Annotated in this window: 27 protein-coding genes; 24 read left to right on the forward strand and 3 right to left on the reverse strand. The window is 52.1% G+C overall.

Annotation, left to right across the window (positions count from 1 at the left end):
- The first annotated feature begins 32 nt into the window (after positions 1-32).
- Together IPM21_17120 and IPM21_17125 are read left to right on the forward strand one after the other, a co-directional pair.
- Positions 33-1139 carry a DegT/DnrJ/EryC1/StrS family aminotransferase gene (locus tag IPM21_17120; protein MBK9165592.1) on the forward strand — a complete coding sequence of 369 codons (1107 nt, stop codon included), beginning with the start codon at positions 33-35 and terminating at the stop codon, positions 1137-1139.
- On the forward strand, positions 1139-2083 hold the full coding sequence (locus IPM21_17125; GenBank protein ID MBK9165593.1) for a glycosyltransferase family 2 protein: 945 nt from the start codon (positions 1139-1141) through the stop codon (positions 2081-2083). Before IPM21_17120 ends, IPM21_17125 begins: the two co-directional genes overlap by 1 nt.
- Here IPM21_17125 and IPM21_17130 read toward each other — a convergent pair.
- A complete protein-coding gene (locus IPM21_17130; GenBank protein MBK9165594.1) occupies positions 2050-3054 on the reverse strand; it encodes a GDP-mannose 4,6-dehydratase in 1005 nt (334 codons plus the stop codon). The two genes, IPM21_17125 and IPM21_17130, sit on opposite strands and share 34 nt — an antisense overlap.
- Positions 3051-3962 carry an NAD-dependent epimerase/dehydratase family protein gene (locus IPM21_17135; protein ID MBK9165595.1) on the reverse strand — a complete coding sequence of 304 codons (912 nt, stop codon included), beginning with the start codon at positions 3960-3962 and terminating at the stop codon, positions 3051-3053. The genes IPM21_17130 and IPM21_17135 overlap by 4 nt, the downstream gene beginning before the upstream one ends.
- Before the next feature lie 29 nt (positions 3963-3991).
- Here IPM21_17135 and IPM21_17140 point away from each other — a divergent pair, with 29 nt between their 5' ends.
- From IPM21_17140 to IPM21_17240, 21 genes are all read left to right on the forward strand, one after another.
- A complete protein-coding gene (locus tag IPM21_17140) occupies positions 3992-5194 on the forward strand; it encodes a glycosyltransferase family 4 protein (protein ID MBK9165596.1) in 1203 nt (400 codons plus the stop codon).
- Positions 5194-6690, forward strand: coding sequence for an oligosaccharide flippase family protein (locus IPM21_17145; GenBank protein ID MBK9165597.1), 1497 nt, complete (start codon positions 5194-5196; stop codon positions 6688-6690). The genes IPM21_17140 and IPM21_17145 overlap by 1 nt, the downstream gene beginning before the upstream one ends.
- Complete coding sequence (locus IPM21_17150) at positions 6687-7370, forward strand: methyltransferase domain-containing protein (protein ID MBK9165598.1); 684 nt, start codon at positions 6687-6689, stop codon at positions 7368-7370. Before IPM21_17145 ends, IPM21_17150 begins: the two co-directional genes overlap by 4 nt.
- Positions 7371-7380: 10 nt before the next feature.
- Positions 7381-8907, forward strand: a complete 1527-nt coding sequence (locus IPM21_17155; protein MBK9165599.1) for a hypothetical protein — start codon at positions 7381-7383, stop codon at positions 8905-8907.
- Positions 8891-9721, forward strand: a complete 831-nt coding sequence (locus tag IPM21_17160) for a class I SAM-dependent methyltransferase (GenBank protein ID MBK9165600.1) — start codon at positions 8891-8893, stop codon at positions 9719-9721. The genes IPM21_17155 and IPM21_17160 overlap by 17 nt, the downstream gene beginning before the upstream one ends.
- 8 nt (positions 9722-9729) lie before the next feature.
- On the forward strand, positions 9730-10749 hold the full coding sequence (gene gmhA, locus IPM21_17165; protein ID MBK9165601.1) for a D-sedoheptulose 7-phosphate isomerase: 1020 nt from the start codon (positions 9730-9732) through the stop codon (positions 10747-10749).
- A complete protein-coding gene (gene rfaE1 / locus IPM21_17170; protein ID MBK9165602.1) occupies positions 10746-11726 on the forward strand; it encodes a D-glycero-beta-D-manno-heptose-7-phosphate kinase in 981 nt (326 codons plus the stop codon). Before gmhA ends, rfaE1 begins: the two co-directional genes overlap by 4 nt.
- A 6-nt stretch (positions 11727-11732) precedes the next feature.
- Positions 11733-12725, forward strand: coding sequence for a glycosyltransferase (locus IPM21_17175; GenBank protein MBK9165603.1), 993 nt, complete (start codon positions 11733-11735; stop codon positions 12723-12725).
- Positions 12726-12767: 42 nt separating this feature from the next.
- Positions 12768-13643, forward strand: a complete 876-nt coding sequence (locus IPM21_17180; GenBank protein ID MBK9165604.1) for an SDR family oxidoreductase — start codon at positions 12768-12770, stop codon at positions 13641-13643.
- A complete protein-coding gene (locus tag IPM21_17185) occupies positions 13640-14695 on the forward strand; it encodes a polysaccharide biosynthesis protein (protein ID MBK9165605.1) in 1056 nt (351 codons plus the stop codon). Before IPM21_17180 ends, IPM21_17185 begins: the two co-directional genes overlap by 4 nt.
- Positions 14696-14701: 6 nt before the next feature.
- On the forward strand, positions 14702-15802 hold the full coding sequence (wecB, locus tag IPM21_17190) for a UDP-N-acetylglucosamine 2-epimerase (non-hydrolyzing) (protein MBK9165606.1): 1101 nt from the start codon (positions 14702-14704) through the stop codon (positions 15800-15802).
- Between the two features lie 7 nt (positions 15803-15809).
- Complete coding sequence (locus IPM21_17195) at positions 15810-16997, forward strand: glycosyltransferase (protein MBK9165607.1); 1188 nt, start codon at positions 15810-15812, stop codon at positions 16995-16997.
- Complete coding sequence (locus IPM21_17200) at positions 16994-18235, forward strand: glycosyltransferase family 4 protein (protein MBK9165608.1); 1242 nt, start codon at positions 16994-16996, stop codon at positions 18233-18235. The genes IPM21_17195 and IPM21_17200 overlap by 4 nt, the downstream gene beginning before the upstream one ends.
- Positions 18236-19198, forward strand: a complete 963-nt coding sequence (locus IPM21_17205; protein MBK9165609.1) for an NAD-dependent epimerase/dehydratase family protein — start codon at positions 18236-18238, stop codon at positions 19196-19198.
- Positions 19195-20211 (forward strand): glycosyltransferase family 4 protein, encoded by a 1017-nt coding sequence (locus tag IPM21_17210; protein ID MBK9165610.1) that lies wholly within the window; start codon positions 19195-19197, stop codon positions 20209-20211. The genes IPM21_17205 and IPM21_17210 overlap by 4 nt, the downstream gene beginning before the upstream one ends.
- A 38-nt stretch (positions 20212-20249) precedes the next feature.
- Positions 20250-21122, forward strand: coding sequence for a hypothetical protein (locus IPM21_17215; protein MBK9165611.1), 873 nt, complete (start codon positions 20250-20252; stop codon positions 21120-21122).
- A gap of 46 nt (positions 21123-21168) precedes the next feature.
- Positions 21169-21651: a PqqD family protein gene (locus IPM21_17220; protein MBK9165612.1), complete on the forward strand. Its 483-nt coding sequence runs from the start codon at positions 21169-21171 to the stop codon at positions 21649-21651.
- A 69-nt stretch (positions 21652-21720) separates the two neighbouring features.
- A complete protein-coding gene (locus IPM21_17225) occupies positions 21721-22605 on the forward strand; it encodes a nucleotidyltransferase family protein (GenBank protein ID MBK9165613.1) in 885 nt (294 codons plus the stop codon).
- A complete protein-coding gene (gene tsaB / locus IPM21_17230; protein MBK9165614.1) occupies positions 22586-23221 on the forward strand; it encodes a tRNA (adenosine(37)-N6)-threonylcarbamoyltransferase complex dimerization subunit type 1 TsaB in 636 nt (211 codons plus the stop codon). The genes IPM21_17225 and tsaB overlap by 20 nt, the downstream gene beginning before the upstream one ends.
- Positions 23222-23716 (forward strand): GNAT family N-acetyltransferase, encoded by a 495-nt coding sequence (locus IPM21_17235; protein MBK9165615.1) that lies wholly within the window; start codon positions 23222-23224, stop codon positions 23714-23716.
- A gap of 193 nt (positions 23717-23909) precedes the next feature.
- On the forward strand, positions 23910-24140 hold the full coding sequence (locus IPM21_17240) for a YdcH family protein (protein ID MBK9165616.1): 231 nt from the start codon (positions 23910-23912) through the stop codon (positions 24138-24140).
- Positions 24141-24181: 41 nt separating this feature from the next.
- Here IPM21_17240 and IPM21_17245 read toward each other — a convergent pair whose 3' ends face one another.
- Positions 24182-25249, reverse strand: a complete 1068-nt coding sequence (locus IPM21_17245; protein ID MBK9165617.1) for a hypothetical protein — start codon at positions 25247-25249, stop codon at positions 24182-24184.
- 204 nt (positions 25250-25453) lie between these two features.
- Between IPM21_17245 and IPM21_17250 the strand changes: the two genes are divergently transcribed.
- Positions 25454-25918 carry a single-stranded DNA-binding protein gene (locus tag IPM21_17250; GenBank protein ID MBK9165618.1) on the forward strand — a complete coding sequence of 155 codons (465 nt, stop codon included), beginning with the start codon at positions 25454-25456 and terminating at the stop codon, positions 25916-25918.
- Positions 25919-25939 lie beyond the last annotated feature (21 nt).

Here is a 25939-nt window from a genome sequence, read left to right on the forward strand (position 1 = left end):
TGGTAAAGGATACGATCAGTCAGGAAGAGCTAATGGCTCTTTCTGACTGGCTTCGTACGTTCCCGCGTCTGACAAAAGGCGAGCTTACAGTTGAATTCGAGGAAAAGTGGTCGAGCTGGCAGGGTTGTAAGTATTCTGTTTTCGTCAACTCCGGGTCGTCAGCAAACCTCCTGATGTTCTATGCATTGCTCCTCTCCGGGCGGCTGAAGAACAAAAAGGTGATCGTGCCGGCAGTTTCGTGGGTGACGACCGTTGCCCCGGTGATCCAATTTGGCCTCGAGCCGATCGTATGCGATTGCGATCCCGTAACCCTCGGTTTGGACACCGATCATCTCAGCAAACTCGTTGACGAGCACGACCCGGCGGCGATCATTCTGGTCCACGTTCTTGGCTTCCCGAACAAGATGGACGAGATCATGGCTATTTGTAACGAGCGGGACATCGTATTGCTTGAGGACTCGTGTGAAAGCCTTGGTTCGGAATACCGCGCGATCAGGACAGGTAATTTTGGACTGATGAGCAGCTTTTCGCTCTATTTCGGCCATCACCTTTCGACGATAGAAGGCGGAATGGTCTGTACCAATGATTTGGAGATGAAAGACCTGCTCGTCTCTTTGAGGAGCCACGGTTGGGACCGCGACCTGCCGAATGCGAAACAGAAAGAGCTGCGGGCCAAATACGGTATTGATGATTTCCGGGCATTTTACACGTTCTATCATCCGGGCTTTAATGTCCGATCGACTGACCTGCAAGCGTTCCTTGGATTGGGACAATTGCGGAAGGCCGACTCGGTCGTCGAGAGCCGCAATCGAAATTTTCTGCATTACGATGCAGCCATAAAAGATTATCAATACAAGGTTCGACAACGCGAGGGAACGCTGGTTTCTAATTTCTGTTACCCGCTCATCACCGACAGACGAGATGAGGTGGTAAATGCATTGACCGAGGCCGGTGTTGATTCGCGGCCGCTGGTGTGCGGGTCGATCGCCCGGCATCCGTTCTGGTATGAACGCTACGGACACGCTGAGCTTCCGTTTGCCGATATCGTTCACGACAACGGAATGTACATCCCGAACAATCATGAGATGACCGATGCTGAGGTCGAATATGTCGCTGACGTCGTTAACTCTGTCCTTTGATGTCCCCTATTGCCGAGAAAAAGCGAGTTGCCATCGTCACACCGGTCCACAATCGGTGTGACCTTACATTGCTTTGCCTTCGAAGCATTGCGCGGCTGGATATCACCGGACTTGAGGTGTTTACGGTCATTGTCGATGACGGCTCGACCGATGATACGGCCGAGAGGGTAAGTGCGGAATATCCGGACGTCGAGATAATCACTGGCGATGGAAATCTCTGGTTCAGCGGCGGAATGAACCGTGGTTTTGAAGCTGCCCTTCGCCGAGACCCCGATTATATTCTTTCGATCAACAACGACACGGTCTTCGATCAACAGCTTCTACAAAATATGATCGAGACTGCCGAGAAGCATCCGAGATCCGTAGTCGGAGCTCTGCTTCTTCTTTGGGATCAACCGCATCGGGTCTTTCAGGTCGCGCCGAAATGGAATGCATTCTGGGGTGGCTTTCGCCACTGGCAGCAGCAGACCGTCTGGACCGTGCCGCAACAGGCTTGGGAGGTTGAGATCATCGTCGGCAATTGTGTTCTTTTTCCGGTCGAGGCAGTCCGCGAGTGCGGGCTGATGGATGAGAAGCGGTTCCCGCATTACGGCGACGCCGAGTACACGCCGCGGATGCGTCGGGCAGGTTGGACGCTTTTGATCGACCCACGCGCCCGGGCTTTTTGCCAACCAAACACGTCGCCGCCATCGGTAGGGAAAATGCCTCTCGCGAAGAAGCTGCGGACCCTTTTCCTCGACAAGGGCAATGCCAATAGCCTCTGGCGCCGGACGTTTGCGAATCTTTATGGAGCTCCGAATAAATTTTCCGGCCTCATCGCAACGCCGGTCTTCTATGTCCGATACCTGATCGGGCGGAACTACGAGACCTCGTACGCGGAGGTCGCTCCGGAGCCGCTACTAAAAGACCTCTATGCAGACAAGGTCGTCGCTCCGGACGAATAGGCCGGACGGAGTTCCTCGAGCCAATAATCGGTCATCTCATCGAGCATAGATTCGAAAGTGTATTCGGGCTTCCAGCCCGTAACACTCCGCAGCAGCGATGAGTCGCCTTTGAGATTGTGAAGTTCTTCGGGACGGAGGAACCGTTCGCTGACACGAACGTAGGCTTCCGGATCGAGTTCGAGCTTTGCGAAAACGTAGTTCACCAGATCGCGTACGCTGTGTGAAATGCCGGTTGCACAAACGTAGTCGCCCGGTTCATCAAGCTGGAGCAACATCCACATTGCCAGCACATAATCCTTCGCGTGGCCCCAGTCGCGCGTTGCGTCGAGATTTCCAAGCTCTAGCCGATCGGTTTGACCATACTTGATCCGGACCGCTTCTTTACAAACCTTATTGGTCACAAAGTTGGTTCCGCGACGCGGGCTTTCATGGTTGAAAAGAATGCCATTGCTTACAAATAGCTTGTAAGAATTTCGATAATTTCTGGCCAAGTGATAGGAGAATACCTTCGAGCACCCGTAGGGCGAAACCGGATTCATCGGAGTCGTCTCACGCTGAAAGCCGTCTTCATCGATCGTGTTTCCGAACATTTCTGACGACGAGGCTTGGTACATCTTAATGTCGGGTTTTGTGAGACGGACGGCTTCCAACAAATTAAGCGTGCCAAGCCCGGTCGCATTGGCGGTGTAGATCGGCTGATCGAACGAGATCCGTACGTGCGACTGCGCAGCTAGATGATAGATCTCATCGGGCGACGTCTCTTTTATCACATAAACAAGCGACGAGAGGTCTGTAATGTCACCGTAGTGGAGTCGCAGGTCCGAGCGTATGTGCTCGATCCTTGTCGTCTGCGTTTCAGCGACGGAGTTGCGCTTGAGGATGCCATGCACCTCGTAGCCTTTTTCCAGGAGCAATTCTGAAAGATAACTTCCATCCTGCCCGTTAATTCCGGTAATCAAAGCCGTTTTCATGATCGATCAATTGACTTGTAATAAGAATACACGCGGCGGAGACCCTCGGCTAGACCGGTGAATTCAAAATCGGGGAAGATCTCCAGCATCTTCGCATTCGAGACATCTTTGCGAAACTGCCCATCGGGCCCGCTTGAGTCAAATTCTATTGAAAGACTTTCATTTCCCGTCGCCTTCAAAGCGATCTCGGCGATCTCCCGGATCGAGAGGTTCTCAGAAACCGCGACGTTAAAGTTTTCGGTTACGTCCTTTTCAACACACTCGGCAAGCACTCTTGCCAGATCCTCGGCGTGCATGAACTGCCGCAAAGGCTTTCCGGTCCCGAGCAGATTTATCTTCCCGGCACCTTGCTGCTCGGCTTCGATTATCTTGACGAGCAGTGCCGTAACGAAATGGCTCTTGTTCTTGTCGGTCTTGTCGAATTCACCGTATAGATTGCACGGAATAAGATAGTTGTAGCTTGTTCCGTATTGAGCGTTGCTCGCGTCAATGTGGGCGGCCAGTGTTCGTTTGCTGATCGCATAGCCGAAGTTCGTCACCTGCGGCGGCCCATCGTGGAGCATTTCCTCGGTCATTGGGTAACTGTTCGCCACGTCCGGATAAATACAGGTGGAAAGCACTGCAGTGAACCGCCGAACCCCCGTTTCGCGGGCGTACTTCAAGACGAGAGTGTTAATCAAGAGGTTATCTTCGAGAAACTCCGCAGGGCGCGACTTGTTATCGAGTATGCCGGCGACCCGGGCGGCAAGGTGAATGACCCGGTCCCACTTCGACGTGAACAGCCTTCGGACATCTTCCTCGCGGCGGAGGTCGAACTCCTTGGAAGAAACGTAAACTGCATCCGGAAGGTATTTACTAAGATGGCGGCCCACTAAACCGGAGCCGCCCGTCACTAGGATATTTTCCATGCTGACCTTAAAATACACATTTTGCTCTTATGCGACAAGCAATCTATGCCTGGAACTATCTCGAGTGGGGTGGTGCGCAGATACACCTATTCGCGATAATTCGTGAGGTTAGGAAGATCTTTCGCGTGTCCGTCGTCCTTCCCACCGGTTCAGACCCAAAAGTGTTGAAATTTATTGACGATCTGGGCGTTGAGCGACATTTTTTTGAAGGATCGATAAATACCAAGCCGGCGGGAGGACTTGTCGGGAGCATCAGGTCTCGTTTTCGAAAAATGAAGACCGAGTACCGAATGATGCGAAAGATCGCTGAACTCGGACCCGACGGGGTTATTCACCTCGATCTGCTTCCGCATTATTCGCTTATCCCGCTTATTTGGGCCACGCTGTACGCTGAAGTGTTCATCACCTCGCACAATCGGTTGCCGGAAGTTGTCCCGATTCGTGAAGCAATCTGGAGACTTAAGTGCTCGGTCATTTCAAGGTTTCGGAATTTTCACGTATTTTGCTCAAACGAAGACGCAAAGAACTATTTCTCCCGGCATTATTCGAAACGCACTGCTGAAGATATACAGGTCACCTATACGAGTATGAACCCAGATGAGATCGGGCCGATCGCAAGTGACCCTTCGATCCGTGCGAAATTCCGAGAATTCATCGGGCTACGCGAAGACGAGATTGCGGTACTTTGCGTTGGTAACTTTATCGACCGTAAGGGAAGGTGGGTGTTCGTCGATGCAGCTCAAATAGCGGCCGCGAAAGACCCTTCGTTGAGGTTCGTTTGGCTGTCACCTTTGCCCGCAGATCAAGAAGCGTTGGAACGTATCAAAGGCTACGGGCTCGGCGAGCGTTTTCGGCTGGTGATCTCGGATGAAATAGGAAAGGAACGCCATGACGTGCTCGGCTTCTTTTCATTAGGGGACATTTTCGTGCTGCCGAGCTTTGTTGAAGGTCTCCCGGTTGCTCTTCTCGAAGCGATGGCTATGGGGCTTCCGGCGATTTCAACAAACGTCAATGCAATTCCTGAGGCGGTCATTCATGAGCAGACCGGGCTTTTAGTCGAGCCTGGCGATGCAGATTCACTTGGGGAAGCGATACTTCGGCTTGCATCGGATCATCAACTCGCTGAAGAACTCGCCACTGCGGGAAAAGCTTATGTGAATGCAAACTTCGACGAACGCGTTGTGGCACGAAAAGTTCTCGCCTCTTACCTTTACGCACTCGGGGCCAACTGATGCAAACAGGGAACAATGTTATCAGGAGTATCTCCTTCGGTGCGTTGACGTGGGTCGGCCCGATGCTGCTTAGCCTGATCGCGACGCCGTTCATCGTCCGAGCCCTCGGGCTTGAGGGCTACGGCATTTACGCACTTGTTCTCGGAATCATCAGCTACTCATTCAACTTTGGCGTTGGTCGGGCCGCGGCGAAATATGTGGCCGAATATCAGGCGACAGAAGATCGGCAAAAAATTGGGCCGATAGTATCGAGCAGTTTGATCGTGAGTATAGCTCTAGGAGCTGCAGCGGTACTTCTCATCGGCTTTCTCGCACCGTGGCTGGTCGTCAGCGTTCTCGGGATCGAGGCTCGCTTCCAGGACGGTGCGATAAATGCTCTATACATCGCCGCTGGCATCATTGTCGTAACGCTGATCAATCAGCTATTCGGGTCGGTACTGCAGGGGCTGCATCGTTTCGACTTGTATTCAAAGCTCTTTAACCTGACCAACTTTGCCGTTGTCCTCGGGAATCTCACTCTTGCCGTCGCGGGTTATGGACTTGAAGCTTTGCTTGCATGGAATCTCGGCGTGCTGATGATTTCGGTCGTTGTTCATGCCGTCTCCGCAAAGCGTCTCCTTGCCGATATCAATCTATTCTCCGGTTTTGACCGCGAATCCTTGCGGAAGGTTTTTCTTTATACGGGCGGCGTTGTTGGTTACCAGCTTTTGGGGAATGTGCTTCTGCTCTTTGAACGCGGATACATAACGCGAGTCCTCGGGAGCGATCAGCTGACCTATTATGTCGTAGCAATGGCGATCGGCCTATACCTTCACGGGTTTTCAACCAGCCTACTGTTAGCCATTGCGCCGGTCGCAAGTGAACAGAATCAGGATCTTGGCCGGCTGAAGAAGCTCTATGACCGGTCGACCAAACTGATCGGAGTGATCGTTGTGTTTGTTACGGCGGTCCTTCTTGTCTCGGGAGGGTCGTTCCTAACCCTTTGGATGGGCCAGCAATTTGCCGATGAGGCAACGGCGATCTTGAAGATCCACACGATCACATTTTCACTTCTTTCGATTGCCGGCGTCGCGTGGTTCATGCGCGAAGGCCTTGGGGTTCCCAAGCACAATCTTTATGTTTCCGCGATCTGCTTTGTTGTGACGCTGTCCCTTATGCTTTTGACGACCAAATACGGGAATGTCGGGATGGCGTTGTCGCGTCTAGCGGGCTTTTCGGTGATGTTCTTCTCGATCTTTACATTTGAGCGGTGGCTCTTTGGTAAGTTCGACGGAATGTTTTGGTTACGCAATTCTTTTCGGTTGCTAGTAGCCGCGATTCTCGCAGCGACACTACTTTTCTTCTCTCTGCAAACCTTCTCTCTTGCGTGGCCGGCTTACATCGTAGCGGTTGCCTGCAGCGGGCTTCTATATTGTGGTATTCTTTGGGTTTTGGGGTATTTGGACCAGTCTGAAAAGAATGCGATCTTTTCAGCGATCAGGTCCCGAACTGCATGACCGTCGGATTCAAAAGCGTTCAAAGAGTTCAGTTTCTTAAAGAGCTTGCCAAGGGCAAGCGTGTGCTCCACCTTGGCTGCACCAATTTTCCCTACACGCTTGACTCGATCGCCGCCGGTTCGCTCCTCCATGCTGACCTCGCTGCAATTGCCGATGAGCTAACCGGTTTCGATTTCGACCAAGAGGGGATCGATCTCTTGACGGAACGCGGTTTTGGAGAACTTTACCGAGCGGATCTGGAACGCCTTGAGGAGGTGACCCTCGAGCGCGAATTCGACGTCATCATTGCCGGCGAGATGATCGAACACCTGAATAATCCGGGCCTCTTTCTAAAGGGAATCCAGCGATTCATGAATTCCGAGACAAAGCTCGCGATCACAACAGTAAATGCCTTTTGCGCTTTTCGATTTGTGATATATGGCTTTCGCGGTAAAGGCGGCCAAAACGAGCCGGTTCACCCGGATCACGTTGCCTATTATTCATACCGGACCCTGAAAAAGTTGATCGATAATAGCGGCCTTACAATAGATGAGTTCAATTTTTACGATCTCGGCGTTGAGCATCGCGGCACGCTGAAATGGTATTATCGAGCAGTAAACGACGTCTCGGTTGCCTTGTTCCCGCAGCTTAGCGACGGTGTGATCGCAGTTTGCCGGAAGCGAACTGAGGGCGCAGAGTAGATCGATTCAGATGGCATTCTCCGGAATTCAAAACACGCAGAAACTCGGGTTCGGGAACAGCATGCTCGGTCCGGTTCTTGTGTTGTGGGGACTCGTGTTTTTGGTCGGTTTCGGTTTCATTTGGTATTCAAATGAGATCGGAACCAGCTATCGGAATTTTTATGTGCTTCCTTGGGTTTTTCTAACCGCGATCGTAATACTCGCCCCAAGCGCCTATTTATACTGGAAGGGCCGGTTCGACCTATTTCACCCGCTTGTTTTTGCTGCATGGTCCTATCTATTGCCGGCGTTCGTCGTCGGCGGCGTGATCGTCGCTTTTGACTGGGTTGAGTGGTTCTTTATCTCGTTCATTGAGGACCCTCAGTACAATATTCCGCTTACCCTCGTATACATCTCAATTGGATTTCTTGGCCTCACAGCGGGTTATTTTTCACCTTTTGGCCGTTGGCTCGCGGAACGTATCGAACCGTTTATGCCTAAAAGGGAATGGAATCCCGATCAAGTTTGGCTCGCCGGTTTTGTATTGATCATACTTGGCTCTGGGCTTAATATCTTCGGGTTTCTTCAAGGCCTTCTTGGATTCCAGAGGAATATCGAGATCGGAGCCTTTGACGGGCTTATTTCGTTTCTTGTGATCGTTCTGACCGTTGGCGGATTAATTCTCTGGCTTGCCGTCTTCACAACGAAGCAGCGTTCCGGGATCTTCTATTTGACTATCGGTCTGTTACTCGCTTTGATCCCGCTCAGAATGGCCTTGCTTGGTAGCCGAAGCAGCTTGATCATCGGGCTTTTGCCGATCGCATTCGCTTTTTACCATTCCGGCCGCAAGATCAAGTGGCAGTACACCGCGATTTTCGGTATGGCGGCAACTTTGGCATTGCTGATCGGGGTTGCGTATGGAACGAGTTTCCGCAACATCAAGGGCTCTGAGGCCCGCGTTGGTGCCGGCGACTATTTGGGCCAGGCTGTGGCAACCGTTGATTATCTCCTTGAAGAGGACCCGACCGTCGTATTTGGGGACACGATCCAAGCACTAGCACACCGCATCGAAAACCTCACTTCGGTCGCGATCGTGGTTTCAAACTACGAGAAACTTGCGCCTTATGAGGCCGCATATGGACTTGAGAATAATATTCTGAACGATCTTTATACATCATTCATACCGCGCTTTTTTTGGCCGGAGAAGCCGACAACATCCGACCCGCGAGCGTACAGTGACCTTTATTTTAGTTACGGTGATAATTCCTTCGCGATCTCACCGTTCGCTGACCTTTTACGGAACTTCGGGCCGATAGGAATTCCGATCGGGATGATGTTCCTCGGCTTCTATTTGCGGTTCATTTACGCCGCTTTGATCGAGACCCCATACTCGACAATGTGGCGAAAGGTCGCCTATTTTATGCTGCTCACGGTTGTTTCTTACGAGGCATTTTTCGCTATTATCTTTCCTTCGGTGATACGAACAGTTTTCATTGTCGCTGTGGCTTTGTTCCTTGCCAATCTACTTTTAACACGAAGAAATGTCGCGAACGCTTGACCTCGTAAAATGGACCCTTGCCCTTGGCAGCGGCGAGCAGAATTTTCTAGGGGCGAAGTGGGTTCCCGGCTTCCTCGCAAGGTTAAAAGGCGAAAACCAAAAGAAATGGGCCTTGAGGTTGCTTTCGATGAGTCCGCATTACTTTATCGATGGCACCTCAACAAAACGAGCGGATGAAACGACCGATGCTTTTCTTAACAGGGTTTTCGATGTAATAGTCGAGACGAGGATCGAGATCTACGAAAAAGTTCTAGCTGGCTATCTCAAGTCCGATGATGTAGTGGTCGACTATGGTTGCGGCCCGGGATTTGTAGCGGCCGCGGTCTCGCCACATGTCCGGAAAATATACGCACTTGATATCTCCGACGGTGCACTCGCATGCGGTAAGATCTTGAACGGCCGAGAGAACATCGAGTTTGTTCACGCAAAGGATTCCGAAGACGTTATCCCCAAAGGTGGCGTAAATGCGATATATAGTTATGCAGTCATCCAACATATGACCGACGAAGTCTTCCAGTCGATGTTGGAGAACTGTGCCCGATATGTGCAAGACAAGGGTAAGTTGATCCTTCATGTTCAGCTTCCGGATGACGCGTGGAGGACCGAGGCCGAGTGGCGAGCTGATGCGTCAGCAAAAGGACGCCTTAAGTTCAAGTACGGTCTCCATTGTTTCGGCCGAACAGAGGAAACGTTCGGTCAGATGCTGTCCGAAAGTGGATTTGAGGTAACAGAATGCCTCGAGATGGAGGGGCTTTTCGGTCGGGAAGACCGTGAGTTGGCTTCGCAACGGCTGATCGTCGCCGTTAAGAAATAGAAAGCAAGATGCCGAAGATCGTCTTTACAAACGGATGCTTCGATCTGATCCACCCGGGTCACGTTAGCCTTTTGGAGCGCGCTCGGGCGCTTGGCGATCGACTCGTCGTCGGAATCAATAGTGATGTGTCCGTTCGCAAGATCAAAGGACCAGGCCGGCCGGTTGTCGACCAGGAGTCGCGAAAAAAGGTCTTGCTTGCTCTTCATGCGGTCGACGAAGTCCATATATTTGAAGAACTTACGCCCGAAAGGCTGATAAACGACATTAAGCCTGATGTTTTGGTAAAGGGTGGAGACTGGAAGGAAAGTGAGATCATTGGGACTGACTTCGTCAAGAGGCTTGGTGGGCAGGTCGTCTCGCTTCCTCTGGTCGAGGGCTTTTCGTCGTCTAGTTTGATCGAGACTATCGAAAAGGACGATGGGCCAGATGAAAACGAAGCTTCAGAATTCGAACCGAAAAGCATAGTAGACGCGTCGTTCGAAGAACATAAGCGAGTATTTGAGCAAGCCGACGATCTTTTGATGGGTGCGATCGAAAGCTCTGCCCAAATCATCATCACGACGCTCCAGAATGGCGGTAAAGTTCTTATTTGTGGGAATGGCGGTAGCGCCGCAGATGCTCAGCACCTGGCTACAGAGTTTAGTGGCCGGTACGAAAAGGAACGAAGGGCACTTCCGGCAATTGCATTAACAACTGATACTTCAGCCTTGACGGCGATCGCCAATGATTACGGCTTCGAACAAGTTTTTGCTCGTCAGGTCGAGGCCCTCGCCGTGCCCGGAGACTGCCTGATAGCGATATCGACGAGCGGGAACTCACCAAACGTAATTGCCGCCGTGATGGCCGCTCGTCAGATAGGATGTAAGGTAGTCGGTTTGACGGGCCAAAGTGGTAAAAAGCTCGCTTCGCTTTCGGATGAATGTGTCCTCGTGCCGTCTTCGCGGACGGCGAGAATTCAGGAAATGCACATCACGGTCGCCCATATTTGGTGTGAGTATGTTGATGAATTTGCCGTATCGGATCAATGACAACAATTTCGCAAAAATTCGCCGATACAAATGTTCTTGTGGTCGGTGACCTCATGCTCGACCGCTTTTGGTGGGGCGATGTGACGCGCATTTCGCCTGAAGCTCCCGTTCCCGTCGTGCGGCTTAGAAGGGACACTTATGCCCCTGGCGGAGCTGCCAATGTTGCCACAAACGTCGTCGGACTCGGAGCGAGGGCCGCAGTCGTCGGGTATGTGGGTAACGATCCGGAGTCCGAGCTACTGAAGGAAGCTTTTGAGCGTTCGAATATCCCGGTCGCAAATCTGATAAGAGGTTCAAATTTCCCGACGGCAGTGAAGACAAGAATAATCGCCCACTCTCAGCAGGTCGTGAGGGTAGACAAGGAGCCATTCGAAGGGCTTGGAAGAGGGCATGAGACCGAAAGCCTCGCGATCCTTGAAAAACTTCTTCCGACGGTAGAAGCGGTCGTAATATCTGATTATGGAAAAGGGTTTCTTACAGACAAGATCATTCGATTCCTGATCGAAAGCTGCTCGGAAACTGGGACACCTGTGCTTGTGGATCCAAAGGGAAAAGACTACACAAAGTACGCAGGTGCGACCCTGATCACTCCGAATCGGAAGGAAGCCGCCGAAGCAACGTCGATGAGCGAGGAGGATCCGGAGTTGATCAACGGCGCTGGGATTCGGCTACGCGACGAGATCGGCATTCGCAACGTGCTGATAACACAGGGCGACAAGGGAATGACCTTATTTAACGAGGATGGAACGCGGGTTCACATCGAAGCAGAACCCGTTCAGACCTATGACGTTACCGGGGCCGGCGATACCGTTGTTGCAACTGTTGCGGTCGCCGTCGGCGCTGGCCTTTCCTTGACGGAGGCTGCCCGGCTTGCCAATACGGCCGGCGGCATTGTTGTTCAGCAGGTCGGCACGTCCGCTATCACGATCGATCGCCTGCTCGCGGCCTCCAACGCCAGCACGTCTCGCGATAGTTAGTTTCTAATGAAGATCTGCTTCATCGAACGCCTGGAGGCTGACACGCCCAGCATCGAGCGGGTATTCGACACTCTAACAACCGAACTTCGCTCGCTAGACGTAGAATGCGTGCGGCAGAAACTCCCATACGGAAATCGATTTCTTGACGTACTTCGCAACTTACTACGCTTCAAGCCCGAGCCAGCGGATATTTATCATATTGCAGGGCACATAAATTACATCGCGCTCAGATTGCCCCCGGCGAAAACGATCCAGACCGTACACGACCTCGGCATCCTCGAACTGCGAAGCGGGCTCCGCAAAAAAGTGTTGCAGTGGCTTTTTTTCAAAGGTCCGTCCCGTCGGGCGAGAAAGACGGTCGCGATCTCGGATGCGACACGACGGTCTCTCGCCCAGATCGCCGACGTTGACGTCCAGTCGATCGCGGTAATTCCAAATCCAGTTCCGCCGGGGTATGCTCGGCGGCCGAAATCTCTGGGTCAACCGCCGCGTGTACTACAGATCGGCACGGCACCGCACAAGAATCTTGAAAGAACTGCGAGTGCTCTGAGCGGGATGAAAGTTCACTTTCGCGTGATCGGCAGACTCTCAAATGCTCAGCGAGCTCACCTAGAAAACGAGACGCCGGACCACTCAAATATTGAGTTTGTTGATGACAGCTCGATGATGAAAGAATACGAAGCTGCGGATATTGTTGCGTTTTGCTCTCTCTTTGAGGGCTTTGGAATGCCGATAATCGAGACCCAGGCCATTGGGCGTCCCCTCGTCACGAGTGATCGAAGTCCGATGAAAGACGTAGCCGGGAAAGGCGCGGTCTTGGTTGATCCTGAAAGTATTGAAAGTATTCGACAGGGGGTTGCGAGCCTTCTATCGAGTCCAGAATTGATGTTAGAACTAGGCGACCTTGGCGCAGAAAATGCCGGACAATATCGCGTCGAAGCCGTCGCTGAGCGGTATCTAGAGCTCTATAACGAGATGATGAATGGCGAAAAGCCTTAAAGCAGTGGATTAGCTGTCGGCTGCCGACATATAAAGTTGCATATGAAGGTTCTAATTTTCGGCGGTTCGGGAATGCTAGGGCATAAGCTTGTTCAAGCGTTAGGTGAGGTATTTGACGTAAAGTACACCCTGCGTGGCAGCTTTGATTCAGTGCGTCGCTTCGGCTTTCTTCCACAGGAAAGCTGCATCGAGAATGTAGATGTAACGTCGGAAAATGCGGTGCGCGAAACATTGCAAAATGTCCTTCCCGACGTTGTAATCAACGCAGTCGGGGTGATCAAGCAAAAGCCCTCTGCCTCAGACGTTATTACGACCCTTGAAACAAATTCGATCTTTCCGCAACGGCTTGCGGCGTTAAGCGCCAAATATGGGTTCCGGTTGATCACGGTCTCGACCGACTGCGTTTTCGCAGGAACCCGGGGAATGTATCGTGAAATCGACGCCCCCGATGCACTCGACCTATACGGACAAAGCAAGCATTGGGGCGAGGTCACCGCAGCAAATTGCCTTACGGTCCGGACTTCGATCATTGGCCGGGAGCTTTCAGCGGGCCACAGCCTCGTTGAGTGGTTTCTGGGAAATGAGGGAAGCAAAGTAAAGGGTTTTCGAAAGGCGATCTATTCCGGCTTTCCAACTATAGTCTTTGCCGATATAATCAGGGGTTTGATCGCAGAACAGTCCGAACTTTCTGGCCTTTATCACGTTTCGAGCGACCCGATAAACAAGTTCGAGTTGCTCCAACTTGTTGGGCAAGCATATTCACGCGAAATTGAGATCGTGCCTGATGATGACTTTGAGATCGACCGTAGCCTTGATTCGAGCGTTTTTCGGTCGCTGACGGGCTTCGCTCCTCCGGATTGGCCGGAAATGGTCAGGTCGATGGCTGAAGACCCGACACCATACGATAAATGGAAATGACAACGCCTTTTGAAGGCAAAAAGATTCTGGTGACCGGCGGAACCGGCTCGCTTGGCAAAACCCTGGTACGGCGACTGCTGACCGGAGAAATGGGGATGCCTGAGCGGATCACGATCTTCTCTCGCGACGAAGCCAAGCAGCATTTTATGCGGCTTGAGTATATGCACCGCACGGCCGCGACCGATGAGGTCATCTATCAGAACTCGCAAAACGTGCTGCAGTTTAGGATCGGCGACGTCCGCGACTATGCCTCACTTGCAGCAGCGATGACGGATGCCGATGTCGTCTTCCATGCGGCCGCGCTGAAGCAGGTTCCGAGCTGTGAGTACTTTCCGTACGAAGCCGTATTAACAAACATCAATGGTGCGGCAAATATTGTCCGTGCGATAAGGGAACTTCGGTTGCCGGTCGAGACAGTGGTCGGAATTTCAACTGACAAAGCATGCAAGCCAATCAACGTCATGGGAATGACGAAGGCTTTGCAGGAGCGTGTGCTTCTCGAGGCGAACCGCGACCTTCCAAAATGCCGGATAATGTGCGTCCGCTACGGAAACGTCATCGCTTCGCGAGGTTCGATCGTTCCTTTGTTCGTTGAACAAGTTCAGAAGAAGCAACCGCTCACGGTTACTTTGCCCGAGATGACGAGGTTCTTGCTCAGCCTGGACCGGGCCGTTGACACTGTCTTCGCCGCGATCAGAACCGGCAAGCCGGGCGAGACGTTTGTACCGAAGGTCGCCGCTGCAAAGATCGTCGACGTCGCAAAAGCGCTGATGGGCGATGCCGACCTGCCGATCGTTTTCACCGGTATCAGGCCGGGTGAAAAGATACACGAGATCATGGTTTCCGAGGAAGAATGCTATCGGACGGTCGAACGCGGAGATTATTTTGCAATCCTTCCGGTTCTGCCGGAGGTGCGTGGGGAAGATGAGTTCACACCTGCGCTATCGGCAGAGTATTCTTCAAAAGATGATAATGTTTCCGGTACCGAGCTTCGGGAGCTGTTAAGCAGTGCGGGCGGCGAGATCGCGAGTTTTCTGACCGCAACGGGGTAGAGCAAGATGCGAGTAATGACGATTTTTGGGACGAGGCCGGAGATAATCCGGCTTTCGCTTGTGATGAAGGTCCTTGACCAACATTGCGACCACACCACTGTCCATACCGGCCAGAATTACGACGAAAGTCTAAGTGACATCTTCATCCGCGACCTCGAAGTTCGCCAGCCCGACGTTCATCTTGGTATTCGTTCAACGAGTTTCGGGGATCAGGCATCGCAGATACTCGCGGGCATCGATCGCGTGCTTGAGGAGAAGCGTCCTGACAAGATTTTGATACTTGGCGATACCAACAGTGCTCTCAGTTCAATCGTAGCTGCTCGGCGGCGAATTCCCATTTTCCATATGGAAGCTGGTAACAGATGTTATGACGACCGCGTTCCGGAAGAAATAAATCGCCGGCTGATCGACCACTCGAGCACGATCTTGATGCCCTACACCGAACGCAGCAAGGAAAACCTCGTCAAAGAGGGCATTGAGCGGGAACGGATCTATATAACGGGCAATCCGATCAATGAGGTTCTCGAATCTTTCTCGTCGCGAATCGATGAAAGTGAAGCTTTATCAAGGCTGGGAATTGAGCGGTTTGGGTACTTTCTCGTCACTTTGCACCGGTCGGAAAATGTCGACCTTCGAGAACGTCTTCAGGGAATTTTCACCGGGCTCTCGAAAGTCGCGTCGAAGTACCAGAAGCCGATATTCGTGAGTGTTCATCCGCGAACCGCCAGTAAGATCAAAGAGTTTGAGACGAACATAGACACCTCGCTTATCTGTCTGGTGGATGCGATGGGTTTCTTTGACTTTGTGAAACTCGAAAAAAATGCACTCGCGGTCTTGACTGATAGTGGGACGGTGCAAGAAGAGTGCTGTATTTTCGGCGTTCCAAATGTTACGATCCGCGACGTTACGGAACGGCCCGAGACGATAGAGTGCGGGAGCAATATCCTCAGCGGAGCAGAGCCGGACGCTATAATGAGCGCCGTAGATATCGCCCTCGCACAGCCTGCAAATTGGACACCTCCGCCCGAATATCTCGCAACGAACGTTGCTAACGTGGTCAGCAAGATCGTGCTTGGCTACACAAATATCAGGAAGTACGTTTCATAATTTCCGGATGCCGAAGCCCAGAGTCCTTGTGATCTGTCAGTATTACCTGCCCGGTTTCGGCGGCGGTGGCGGCATGTGGACCATCCGAAACTTGATCGAGCGGTTATCCGACCGCTACGAATTTTTTGTTCTAACAACCGACCTTGATGGGCCCGCACGGCGACTACCGGATTCGGTCGTTCGCGACCGATGGACCGAGCACGGAGCGGCACGTGTTTTTTACGCGACCCGCGGATTTGTATCGCCTCGGACCCTTCACACAATTACCGAGGAAGCGGCTCCAAGTGTTGTTTACCTGAATAGCGTATTCGCCGGGCTCACGCGGAAGTACTTGTCGGCAAGGCGACGAGGTTCGGTTAAGCGTATTCCAACGCTCATTTCCCCGTGTGGCGAGTTATCCTCCGGGGCTTTGCGGTCGAAATCAACGAAAAAGAGATCGTTCCTCGCGATGGCAAAGCTTCTGGGGTTATTCAATGGAATTGTCTGGCGAGCGACAACTGAACTGGAAATTCCCGAGATAAGGCAGGCAATAGGCGACGGTTCGAAAATATACGTCGCCCCGGATCTGCCTCCAAAGGAAATTATCCCCGAGTTTTCGTTCGAAGATAAGCCGCCAAAGTGGACCGGGATGGTCCGGATCATCTTTGCATCACGGATCGCCCCAAAAAAGAATCTTCACTTTCTACTTGAGCAAATAAGCCGCATCCCATTGTTAGAATGTGAGTTAGTTATTGCCGGCCCGGTCGAGGAACAGAAATATTGGAGCGAGTGTAAGAAAGAGATCGAACGACTTTCGAGCAATACGAAGGTAACGATCTGCGGCGGGGTTTCCAACAGTGAGCTTCTGGAATTGCTAATTGGGTCGCATTTCTTCGTCCTGCCGACGCTTAATGAAAATTTTGGCTATGTATTTCTTGAGGCTCTTGCGGCAGGCTGTCCGCTCATCATTAGCGAAAACACGATTTGGTCGGAGGTGGCCGAGCGGAACGCCGGCTTCGTTGTCCCTTTGGCAGATGAGAAAGAATGGCAAAATGTGCTTTTGAGGGCTGCCGGAATGAATCAAGTTGAATTCACTAGAATGTCGGTGGCTGCTCGTAAAGTAGCAACAGAATGGCTTGCTCGGCCTGACCATGAACTCGCGATGGTCGAAGCCCTAGAATATGTAATTTCAGAGGACCGCGGTCTCGCAAGATGAAGGGAGATCAAAGCAAAACAAGTTCAGACGAAACGCGACAGCGGCTTTGGATCGTTTGCGAGCTTTATTACCCGGAGGAAAACGCGACGGGACACTACATGACGCAGACCGCCGAGGGCCTTGCCGGGCATTTTGAAGTAAAGTTCATCTGCGGACAACCCAACTATGCCTCAAAGGGTCAAAAAGGCCCGAAGCATGAGATTCGCAATGGTGTTGAGATATTCCGTTGCTGGGGAACGCGCCTCGACAAGAACATCATTGCTTTTCGCCTTATCAATATGCTCACCCTCGGGCTGACGATGTTCCTGAAGTCGATCGTTAAGTTTCGTCGAGGAGATAAGGTGCTCGTCGTCACGGCACCGCCGAGCCTGCCATATCAGACCGGGCTAGCGGCTCTAATAAAAAGCTCCGGTTATTATCTGCTTTTGCATGATCTGTACCCTGACATCCTCGTCGCTGTCGGCGGGGCAAAACCGAGGTCGTTGCTGGTCCGGGCAATCGACGTCGCGAACCGATGGCTCTACAAGCACGCGGCGAAGATAATCGCCGTCGGCCGCGATATGAAGGAGCGTTTGGAAATGAAGACGGCCGGCTTGGACGTTCCGATCGCCGTTATTCCGAACTGGGCGGACATGGTCAATATTGAGCCACGCCCGAGAGAAGATAACGAACTGCTCGAAGAGCTCGGCTTAAAGGACAAACTCGTTTTCCTTTATGCAGGGAATATTGGGCATCCGACGGATATTCGGTCGATCGTCGAGGCCGCAGAGAAGCTTAATGACGAGCCCGTTCATTTCATCTTCGTCGGGTCGGGAGCAAGATTGCCGTGGTTGAAAGATGAAGTGGCGTCGAGAAATCTCCAGAACGTCTCTATACTCGGGCAGTTGCCGCGTGATCAGCAACGCGTCTTTTTGAATGCGGGTGACGTCGCCCTGATCTCGTTGGTGCGCGGAATGTGGGGAACGGCGATGCCGAGCCGGACATACAACACGCTCGCTACCGGTATGCCGATACTCGCGTTAACAGAAGACGGGTCGGAACTCGCGAGGGTCGTTGACGAGGAAAGGGTCGGCTGGCACATTCCGCCGGGGCAGCCCGCGGCTCTAGTTGATGTCATCCGAGAAATGTATTCGCGCCGTGGCGAACTCGGCGATATGAAACAACGAGCACGAGCCGCCGCTCTTGCAAAGTACACGCCCGAAAAGGCTATAGAGTCCTACTTAAAAGAGCTTTCTTAAATGATGAGGGTTTTGGTCACAGGTGCAACGGGCTTTGTCGGCGGTCGAATTTTCAGTGACCTTAAATGGGCCGGCCTTGGGGTTACTGGAACATCCACGACGATCGCAGACGATTCTAATATCGTCCAGTTTGACGTTACGGATAAGGAATCGGTCTCGCGTTTGTTCGCCGAGCGGTCGTTCGACGCTGTCGTTCATTCTGCCGGTATTGCTCATCGCTTTGGCACGACAACAGACGATATCTATCGAAAAGTAAATGTCGCGGGAACACGAAACGTAGCTTTGGCGGCGAGGCACGCGGGAGTCAGCAAGTTTATTTTGATGAGTTCGGTTCTGGTTTATGGAGGCGGTGGATCGGAACGTCAGCCAAAAATAGAATCGGACCAGACAGATCCGGCGGATGCCTACGCCAAGAGTAAACTCGATGCCGAACTCGCTGCGGTGGAAGTGTTTGATGGATCCGGATGCGATCTATTCGTGTTACGGCCGGCACCGGTCATTGGAGAGGGAAGTAAAGGAAATTTTGCTCGGCTCATACGTGCCATAGATCGTGGTCGTTTCGTTTGGATAGGGAACGGATCGAACAAGAAGAGCCTTACCTATGTTGGTGATATTGCCACGGCCTGTAGATTGTTTTTAGCGGGCGAGCTGAAAGATCGCGATTCAATCTACAATATCGCATCGCCGCCGGCAACAATGGCGAATATTGTTGCGACTATAGCCACGGAGCTCGATCGGGAGATACCTGCCTTTAAAGTTCCAGAATTTATCGCAAGCTCGGCCGCTCGAATTGGAAAGACGATCGGCGGCCCGCCCGGCAGGATCGCAGGCTCTATCGAGACGTGGCTTTCCGAGGATGTTTATTCAACCGCGGAATTGACCACTGCACTGCCGGATTTACAGCTTACACCGATCATTGATGCCGTCCGACGCGACGTCAGTGGATATCTTGCGAAACGATGATTGAGGTTTCGATTATTCTGATCAGCTCGGTCCTCGCTTTCATTTTGGTGGAGGCAGTTCGACGCTGGGGGCTGCGTCAAAAGGTTCTCGACGTTCCGAATGAGCGGAGTTCGCATTCGACTCCCGTACCGCGTGCCGGCGGCTTAGGAATTGTTGCAACGGTCTTCGTTGTTTACGTTTCGGGCTCATACGCTGCAAATTATCCGCTTTCCTTGGGGTTCCTGATTGGTAGCCTGATCGTAGCGGCGGTTAGTTTTATTGATGATCTCCGCGATCTTCCGTTTTACGTTCGACTGTTTGCCCAAGCAATTGCGGCTGCACTGGTCGTCGCAGATATCGGAGTTTTCGGTGAGATCAGCTATCTCTTCATCGACGGTTCATTCTCACTTGGTGTTTTTGCCATTCCGCTCACGATAACCTGGATACTCTGGATGATCAACGCATACAACTTCATGGATGGCATCGATGGCATTGCCGGCCTCCAGGCTGTTGTAGCTGCGATCGGGTGGGCATTGTTTTCGTTGCTCTTTGGCGTTGACGAGGTGAAATGGCTGGCACTTGGAGTCGGCGGGGCGTCGATCGGCTTTCTAGTTCATAATTGGAGTCCGGCACGAATATTTATGGGCGATGTCGGGAGTGCATTTCTGGGATTCCTATTTGCCGTGCTGCCGCTGATCGCGTCAAAGGGGCAAAGCGTTCCTACGGGCGTGATCCCGATTCTCGGTGTTTTGTTCGTGTTTCCATTTATTTTCGACACGGTTTTTACGTTTCTACGTCGCCTGTTCAATCGGGAAAAGGTTTGGAAAGCTCATCGAAGCCATCTTTATCAGCGAATGGTGATCAACGGAGCTTCACATTCGTATGTAACATTGATCTACGGAGCACTCGCTGCCGTTTCATCGCTTGTCGGAATCAGCGTTGTTGCCCAAATTGAAATCGCAGGGCCATTAATACTTTTCTGCATTCTCAGTGCATCGGCGTTTTTACTTCTGATGGGGTCGAAAAAACGTTGACGTAAGTATCTGAAAGTGATAACTTTACAGAATATTTGATGCTGGAACTACGAAGTAACGAATCTCAGGCGGTTAGTGATTTTCGTTGCACAGACGGTGAAGGTGTCAAGTTTGCGTTTGAGGCTTATGGCGTCCTGGTCGGCGTAACCACGGACAATCTTGATCTAAGCCGGAAGCTCTTTGAGATCTCAAACCGGGCAATGCTGGGAAAATGCCGCGTTCTCGATGCTGGTTCCGCAAAAGCGGAGCACGAATTCTTCATAAAAAAGAGTTCCGGCGAAGTTTTTGAATTAACGTCCGTTGGCGAATATACAACGGGTTCAGGCGGCCTTCGCGAGACCCTTGAGCTTTTTGTTCGAATACTGCGTCTAAAGGTGTCACAGTTCGCGAAAGACCGAGTTTTCGTGCACGCCGGAGTTGTTTGTTGGGGAAATCAAGCGATCATGATCCCGGGCAACAGTGGTTCGGGAAAGACAACATTAGTCGCCGAGTGTGTTAAGCAGGGTGCGTTATATTTTTCGGACGAGTATGCGGTGTTGGCTCCCGACGGGCTTGTCCATCCCTTTGCGAGGGCACTTTCGATCACGAATGGTGGCAGGAAGTGGAGCGAGGACGGAATTCCGGTCGAGAAGCTCGGGGGCCGGGCGGCAACGGATCCGGTAAAGATCGGAGCTGTTGTTTTGACAAGGTTTGAACCTGGCGCCGCGTGGCGGCCCGAGCGGCTCACACCTGGAAACGGGATAATTGAGGTGATACCCCATACTATCCCGATGACCGTAAATGCCGATTTGTCGCTTACAGTATTGAAATCGGCGCTCAGCCATGCGATAATTCTGAAAGGTGTGCGAGGTGAGGCCTCAGATCTGGCCACCGAACTTAATTTGTTTAGTTATAATGAGTTAACGACTTAGTATTACACTTGTTTCCGATACGCTCGGAATTGATCTCGGAGAAGATATGAACAATCCGCAATATCCAATTGCCCGCAAAAATGGACTTGTAGTCCAGGAAGTGCCCGACGAGGTCTTGGTCTATGACCTCGACACGAACAAGGCCCACTGCCTTAATAAGACCGCAGCAGCCGTTTGGCAGTCCTGCGACGGTAAGACGTCCGTGCCGGAGATCGCGAAATTTCTTTCCTTCGAAATGGGAACCAAAGTCGATGACGACCTCGTTTGGCTTGCGATTGATCAGCTTAACGAAAGTGCTCTTTTGGAATCACAGGCCGGACCAAAGTTTCAGGGCCAGAGCCGCCGCGAAGCCATCCGAAAGATCGGCATCGCTTCGATGATCGCTCTGCCGATCGTAGCCTCGCTCGTCGCTCCTAAGAGCGCAATGGCAAGCACATCGTGCCGCTGTGATAACGGTACGAACCTTGACTGTACTCTTCAGGGATCTTGTCCAACGACGTGCAACGTCGGACCAAATGTATGTGTATAGGGCGTTTTGCCATTTATTTTAGGTTCGAAAAGGTGGGCAGTCCCCACCTTTTTCATTTTGATTAGTCGAATGTTAAGCGTTGACGATAAATGGAACAGCTTATCTGAGGAAGTTCGGCTTTCTCGACTCCTGAAAGCCGTGAAGGCGATTAGCTCCATTTTTGAACGTAACTGGGTGCTGATAAAGGGTGAGTCAGCCGCGAGATTCTATCCCAGCGGACACTTTCGATACTATTCAGATTTCGATATTGTCGTCGATGAGTATTTTTCTCGAAGTCTTTCTTCTGCCGATCGTATGCTCTTACGGACCGCGAATATCGATCTTCATTTCGGTCTCAGGCATCTAGATTCTTTGCCGTGGGAGAACTTTCTCGAAAGGTGTGAGGAAACTAATGTTCGCGGGGATCGAATTCGCCTTCCATGTCCCGAGGACCATCTCCGAATCATGGCTGTTCATTGGCTGACGGATGGCGGCGAATACAAGGAACGGCTTTGGGATATTTATTATGCGGTGGCAAACCGGCCGGCGGAGTTTGATTGGAACAAGTGTCTTGATGTCGTCAGCCCGACCCGGCGTAAATGGGTGATAACAACCATCGGCCTAGCACATAAGTATCTTGGGCTTGAGATCGACGACCTCCCGTTTGCCGAAGAGGCAAAGCAGATCCCGCAGTGGATCATCGATACTGTCGAGCGAGAATGGGCTCGTGATCTTCGTCTGATTCCGCTACGTGTTTCTTACCGCGACCCCAAAAAGCTCGTACAACAGATCCGAAAGCGCTTGCCCCCAAACCCCATCACGGCGACAATCGACATGGAAGGCGAGTTCGATGACCGCTCACGCGTTTGGTACCAACTTGGCAGCATCGCCAAGCGTATTCCGCCTGGGGTGAAGCGCTTCGTTGACCTCGCTAAAGCTCGATTGGGCCGCAAGAATGCCGATCAACCACGATAGAAATTTAACGCTCTGCCTTGAAAGCGGAATAGCCGGCGGAAGCATTGCCCTTTTTGACGGCGATCTAGTTGTTGCCGGCCGTGTGGGCGAGGGAAACACGTCACGAGCCGAAGCTCTACTGCCCTCGGTCGAGGGCCTGCTCTCCAATTCCGGCTCAACGCTCAGATCGATCGGCCGGATAGCAGTTTCGGTCGGCCCTGGAAGCTTCACCGGCCTTCGTATCGGCATTGCGTCCACACTCGGGCTCTCGCGGGCACTGGAATGCGAGGTGGTTGGCGTCCCTTTGCTGCCTGCAATGCTTGCTCTCGGCGATGGCTCGCAAAATGCCGCTGCCGTGGTTCCAATAGGGAAGACGGACCGAGCTTATCTCGTTGGCGTAAACTCGGTCCCGGCCGTCGTTGATATGCAGAAGATCCATTCAGCACTGTCGTCCGCGAGCTCAGTGGTGGCTCCGCTCGACATCGTATCCGAACTGCGAGACCTGGCGTGCGATCTTGTTGATACGGGATCTAATCTTGCTGTGATGATCGGAAAGGGCATTTGTTCGGGCTTTGCAACTACGGACCTAACGCCGATATATGTCCAGAACCCCGCGCGAACCCGCGGCCTTTATTGAATGTCTCAACTGAGCATAAAGCCCGCCAACGAAAGTGATCTCGCCGCGATCGTCGAACTCGCCGATCGGAGCGGCTTGGCGTTCTGGAGCCTTGGCGATTATGCCAATGCAGCTGCCTCAGACGTTCATCTTTTGTTAGCGTCGAAGGCCAAAACGGGTGAGACCATCGGCTTCATCCTGGTTCGGCTACTCGCCCGCCTCGATAAAACCAACGACGTAGAGATATTAAACATTGCGGTCAAGCCGAAGCATCGCCGTGCAGGGGTCGGTGCGGCTCTCATCCAGGCCGCGGTTCGGCGTTCTCACACCGGCCCTGAATCTAATGTGTTACTTGAAGTTAGGGAGTCAAATGTCTCGGCTATCGAGTTTTATCGCCGATTGGGATTTGAATTGCAGTCCATCCGGCGGTCTTACTATCGCGACCCGGTCGAGGATGCTCTTCTATTCGCTGCGACGGTTAGTAAGCTATTTCCGGACACAGCCAACGACCGATAGGCCGCCTTGCGGGCAACTCGGTTGAGAAAATTCTTTATCCTCTTACTTTTTCTAGACAAGATTTGAACTTTGTTCGAAAGGTGCTTCTTGTAAATTGAGAGCGAAGTGGGTTAAGATTCTGTTTACACCGCAGGCTTTGAGCGAAACAACAACGCCAACGGTGTAAATCTTTTGATAAGCGAGGAAAAGTGCCATGGACCTTTCAACTCCTGATCCGGTGCGTGATGAGCTTTTGAAGACGAACGCATCATTCCGGGATCTTGTGCACCAACACGAGAATTTCGAAAAACGCCTCAATGAACTTGCAGCGATCTCCTTTCCAAACGACGACGAACAATTCGAAGAATCGACCCTAAAGAAAAAGAAATTGATGATCAAGGATGAGATCCACGCGATCATGAACGAGTACGCGACGTCTCATTAAAACGTAAATTCAACTGCAAAGGGCGAGGAACATCCTCGCCCTTACTCATTTTTGCCGCAGCCCGCGGAGCTCGAATAAGCTCTCAGCCCGCGAGAAGTGAGGAGCGCCAAACCACCGGGCTGCGTCTCGAGCACACCGCCTGGCTGGACTTCTTCATTTTCCTCAAGCTGGATAAAATTCCGCACTTTTCCGTTGGAAAGGTCGATAATAAAGATCCGCTCCTCGCCAAGAACACCAATAGCAACGCTGTCATCTCGCAACACCCTTCCGGTTGAGGGCCGTCCGGGAAGCCGGCTCCGCCAGATCACGCTCCCATTTTGCTCTCCAAGTAAATAGAGAAAGTTATCGTTTGATGCGATCAGGATCTTTCCGTCGAAACTGTCGGCAAAAACGATCTCACCGCCGGTCTTAAATTTCCAAACACGTCCATTTACACCTAGCTGTTCCGAGCGTATCTCCCCTTTGCCGTTTCCGGTTATCAACCGGCCATTTGCTGTGATCAATGCACTTGCAACCAGTCGATCTGCCGTCGGTTGGTATGACGGCATAGTCGCAGCTACCCAAGAAACCACTCTGGAAATGCCGTTCGTCGATACTACAAGTAACTGGTCGTCGTCCGCGAAAAGGACCCGATCGCCCGTGGACCAAAAGGCGAAGCGCCCGGCTGGAGTGAGACCGGAGCTATCGAGCATTTGAGGCGCACCAGCCTCGGGGACGACAAGTACACTTTCGCCGGCTTTCTTGAGCAAATACGACTTGGAAAACTCGAGATCATAAGTGTTTCGGGTCAGGCCAGTGTTTAGGTTGATCTCGCGAAGCCTCGAAGCTGGCTCATCGGAATCGGTATTGGCCGTTACAAAAAGAGAGTCCCGCGAGAGAAGGAGATTTGAAACGATATTGCCGCCAACCTCCGCTGACCAGATGGTTTCGAGGGTTTTTTGATGCAGCAGGCGAACCCGGCCACCGGTCTCGGCAAGAAAAACACCCCGATGGTCGCCCACGGCTGAACCGATGTTGCCGGTCTGCGGAAAGTAAGACGAACAGAGCTTAAATGGCTCTCCGACAGTAACATTCGACTGTCCACTTGCATGCCAAAAGGAGAAAAGCATCCACCCGGCCAGAACTACGGTCCGAGTCCACGATAGAATCTTTGGACCCCGCAATAACTTTTGATCTGATCTCATTCAAACGCCAATACGCGAAAACGAAAATTCTAGCACGTGCACCTTGACCGCGATAGAATGATGAATGTAATATCCCGAAAGTTTCCAATTAAATTCTATTTGATTCCCAAGGAGGAACTCCACAGCACAATGTCTTTCAACAAAATCATCCTTGTCGGGAACCTGGGAAGGGATCCTGAACTCCGCTACACACCCCAGGGCGATGCCGTTTGCGACTTTTCAATGGCCACAAATGAGCGGAAAAGAGATAAATCGGGTGAATGGCAGGATGTCCCCACATGGTTTCGCGTAACGCTTTGGCGTAATCAAGCGGAGAATGCAGCGAAATATTTGAAGAAGGGAAGTCAGGTCTATATTGAAGGGCGCTTGAGCCTTGAAGAATGGACCGATCGGGAAGGCGCCACCCGGCAGACGCTTCAGGTATCAGGAACGGATATGCGTTTTATTGGTTCTCGTGGTGATGCTCCGGCTGATCGCGGAGGATCTGGTTCAGAACCAGAGTTTGCCGGGCCTTCGGACCAGGCGTCTTCGTCATCGTCCTCATCCGCGGCACCCGCCAAAGCGGCTTCGACCGACGACGATATACCGTTCTAAACTCGTCCAAATGGTAAAGTA

Source organism: Acidobacteriota bacterium (genome assembly GCA_016716435.1).
Lineage (GTDB): Bacteria > Acidobacteriota > Blastocatellia > Pyrinomonadales > Pyrinomonadaceae > OLB17.

What these genes read in the sequence shown, in the direction of transcription:
- IPM21_17120 (MBK9165592.1), top strand. Translation starts at nt 33, where the DNA reads ATGGCTCTTTCTGACTGGCTTCGTACGTTCCCGCGTCTGACAAAAGGC.
- IPM21_17125 (MBK9165593.1), top strand. Translation starts at nt 1,139, where the DNA reads ATGTCCCCTATTGCCGAGAAAAAGCGAGTTGCCATCGTCACACCGGTC.
- IPM21_17130 (MBK9165594.1), bottom strand. Translation starts at nt 3,054, where the DNA reads ATGAAAACGGCTTTGATTACCGGAATTAACGGGCAGGATGGAAGTTAT.
- IPM21_17135 (MBK9165595.1), bottom strand. Translation starts at nt 3,962, where the DNA reads ATGGAAAATATCCTAGTGACGGGCGGCTCCGGTTTAGTGGGCCGCCAT.
- IPM21_17140 (MBK9165596.1), top strand. Translation starts at nt 3,992, where the DNA reads ATGCGACAAGCAATCTATGCCTGGAACTATCTCGAGTGGGGTGGTGCG.
- IPM21_17145 (MBK9165597.1), top strand. Translation starts at nt 5,194, where the DNA reads ATGCAAACAGGGAACAATGTTATCAGGAGTATCTCCTTCGGTGCGTTG.
- IPM21_17150 (MBK9165598.1), top strand. Translation starts at nt 6,687, where the DNA reads ATGACCGTCGGATTCAAAAGCGTTCAAAGAGTTCAGTTTCTTAAAGAG.
- IPM21_17155 (MBK9165599.1), top strand. Translation starts at nt 7,381, where the DNA reads ATGGCATTCTCCGGAATTCAAAACACGCAGAAACTCGGGTTCGGGAAC.
- IPM21_17160 (MBK9165600.1), top strand. Translation starts at nt 8,891, where the DNA reads ATGTCGCGAACGCTTGACCTCGTAAAATGGACCCTTGCCCTTGGCAGC.
- gmhA (MBK9165601.1), top strand. Translation starts at nt 9,730, where the DNA reads ATGCCGAAGATCGTCTTTACAAACGGATGCTTCGATCTGATCCACCCG.
- rfaE1 (MBK9165602.1), top strand. Translation starts at nt 10,746, where the DNA reads ATGACAACAATTTCGCAAAAATTCGCCGATACAAATGTTCTTGTGGTC.
- IPM21_17175 (MBK9165603.1), top strand. Translation starts at nt 11,733, where the DNA reads ATGAAGATCTGCTTCATCGAACGCCTGGAGGCTGACACGCCCAGCATC.
- IPM21_17180 (MBK9165604.1), top strand. Translation starts at nt 12,768, where the DNA reads ATGAAGGTTCTAATTTTCGGCGGTTCGGGAATGCTAGGGCATAAGCTT.
- IPM21_17185 (MBK9165605.1), top strand. Translation starts at nt 13,640, where the DNA reads ATGACAACGCCTTTTGAAGGCAAAAAGATTCTGGTGACCGGCGGAACC.
- wecB (MBK9165606.1), top strand. Translation starts at nt 14,702, where the DNA reads ATGCGAGTAATGACGATTTTTGGGACGAGGCCGGAGATAATCCGGCTT.
- IPM21_17195 (MBK9165607.1), top strand. Translation starts at nt 15,810, where the DNA reads ATGCCGAAGCCCAGAGTCCTTGTGATCTGTCAGTATTACCTGCCCGGT.
- IPM21_17200 (MBK9165608.1), top strand. Translation starts at nt 16,994, where the DNA reads ATGAAGGGAGATCAAAGCAAAACAAGTTCAGACGAAACGCGACAGCGG.
- IPM21_17205 (MBK9165609.1), top strand. Translation starts at nt 18,236, where the DNA reads ATGATGAGGGTTTTGGTCACAGGTGCAACGGGCTTTGTCGGCGGTCGA.
- IPM21_17210 (MBK9165610.1), top strand. Translation starts at nt 19,195, where the DNA reads ATGATTGAGGTTTCGATTATTCTGATCAGCTCGGTCCTCGCTTTCATT.
- IPM21_17215 (MBK9165611.1), top strand. Translation starts at nt 20,250, where the DNA reads ATGCTGGAACTACGAAGTAACGAATCTCAGGCGGTTAGTGATTTTCGT.
- IPM21_17220 (MBK9165612.1), top strand. Translation starts at nt 21,169, where the DNA reads ATGAACAATCCGCAATATCCAATTGCCCGCAAAAATGGACTTGTAGTC.
- IPM21_17225 (MBK9165613.1), top strand. Translation starts at nt 21,721, where the DNA reads ATGTTAAGCGTTGACGATAAATGGAACAGCTTATCTGAGGAAGTTCGG.
- tsaB (MBK9165614.1), top strand. Translation starts at nt 22,586, where the DNA reads ATGCCGATCAACCACGATAGAAATTTAACGCTCTGCCTTGAAAGCGGA.
- IPM21_17235 (MBK9165615.1), top strand. Translation starts at nt 23,222, where the DNA reads ATGTCTCAACTGAGCATAAAGCCCGCCAACGAAAGTGATCTCGCCGCG.
- IPM21_17240 (MBK9165616.1), top strand. Translation starts at nt 23,910, where the DNA reads ATGGACCTTTCAACTCCTGATCCGGTGCGTGATGAGCTTTTGAAGACG.
- IPM21_17245 (MBK9165617.1), bottom strand. Translation starts at nt 25,249, where the DNA reads ATGCTTTTCTCCTTTTGGCATGCAAGTGGACAGTCGAATGTTACTGTC.
- IPM21_17250 (MBK9165618.1), top strand. Translation starts at nt 25,454, where the DNA reads ATGTCTTTCAACAAAATCATCCTTGTCGGGAACCTGGGAAGGGATCCT.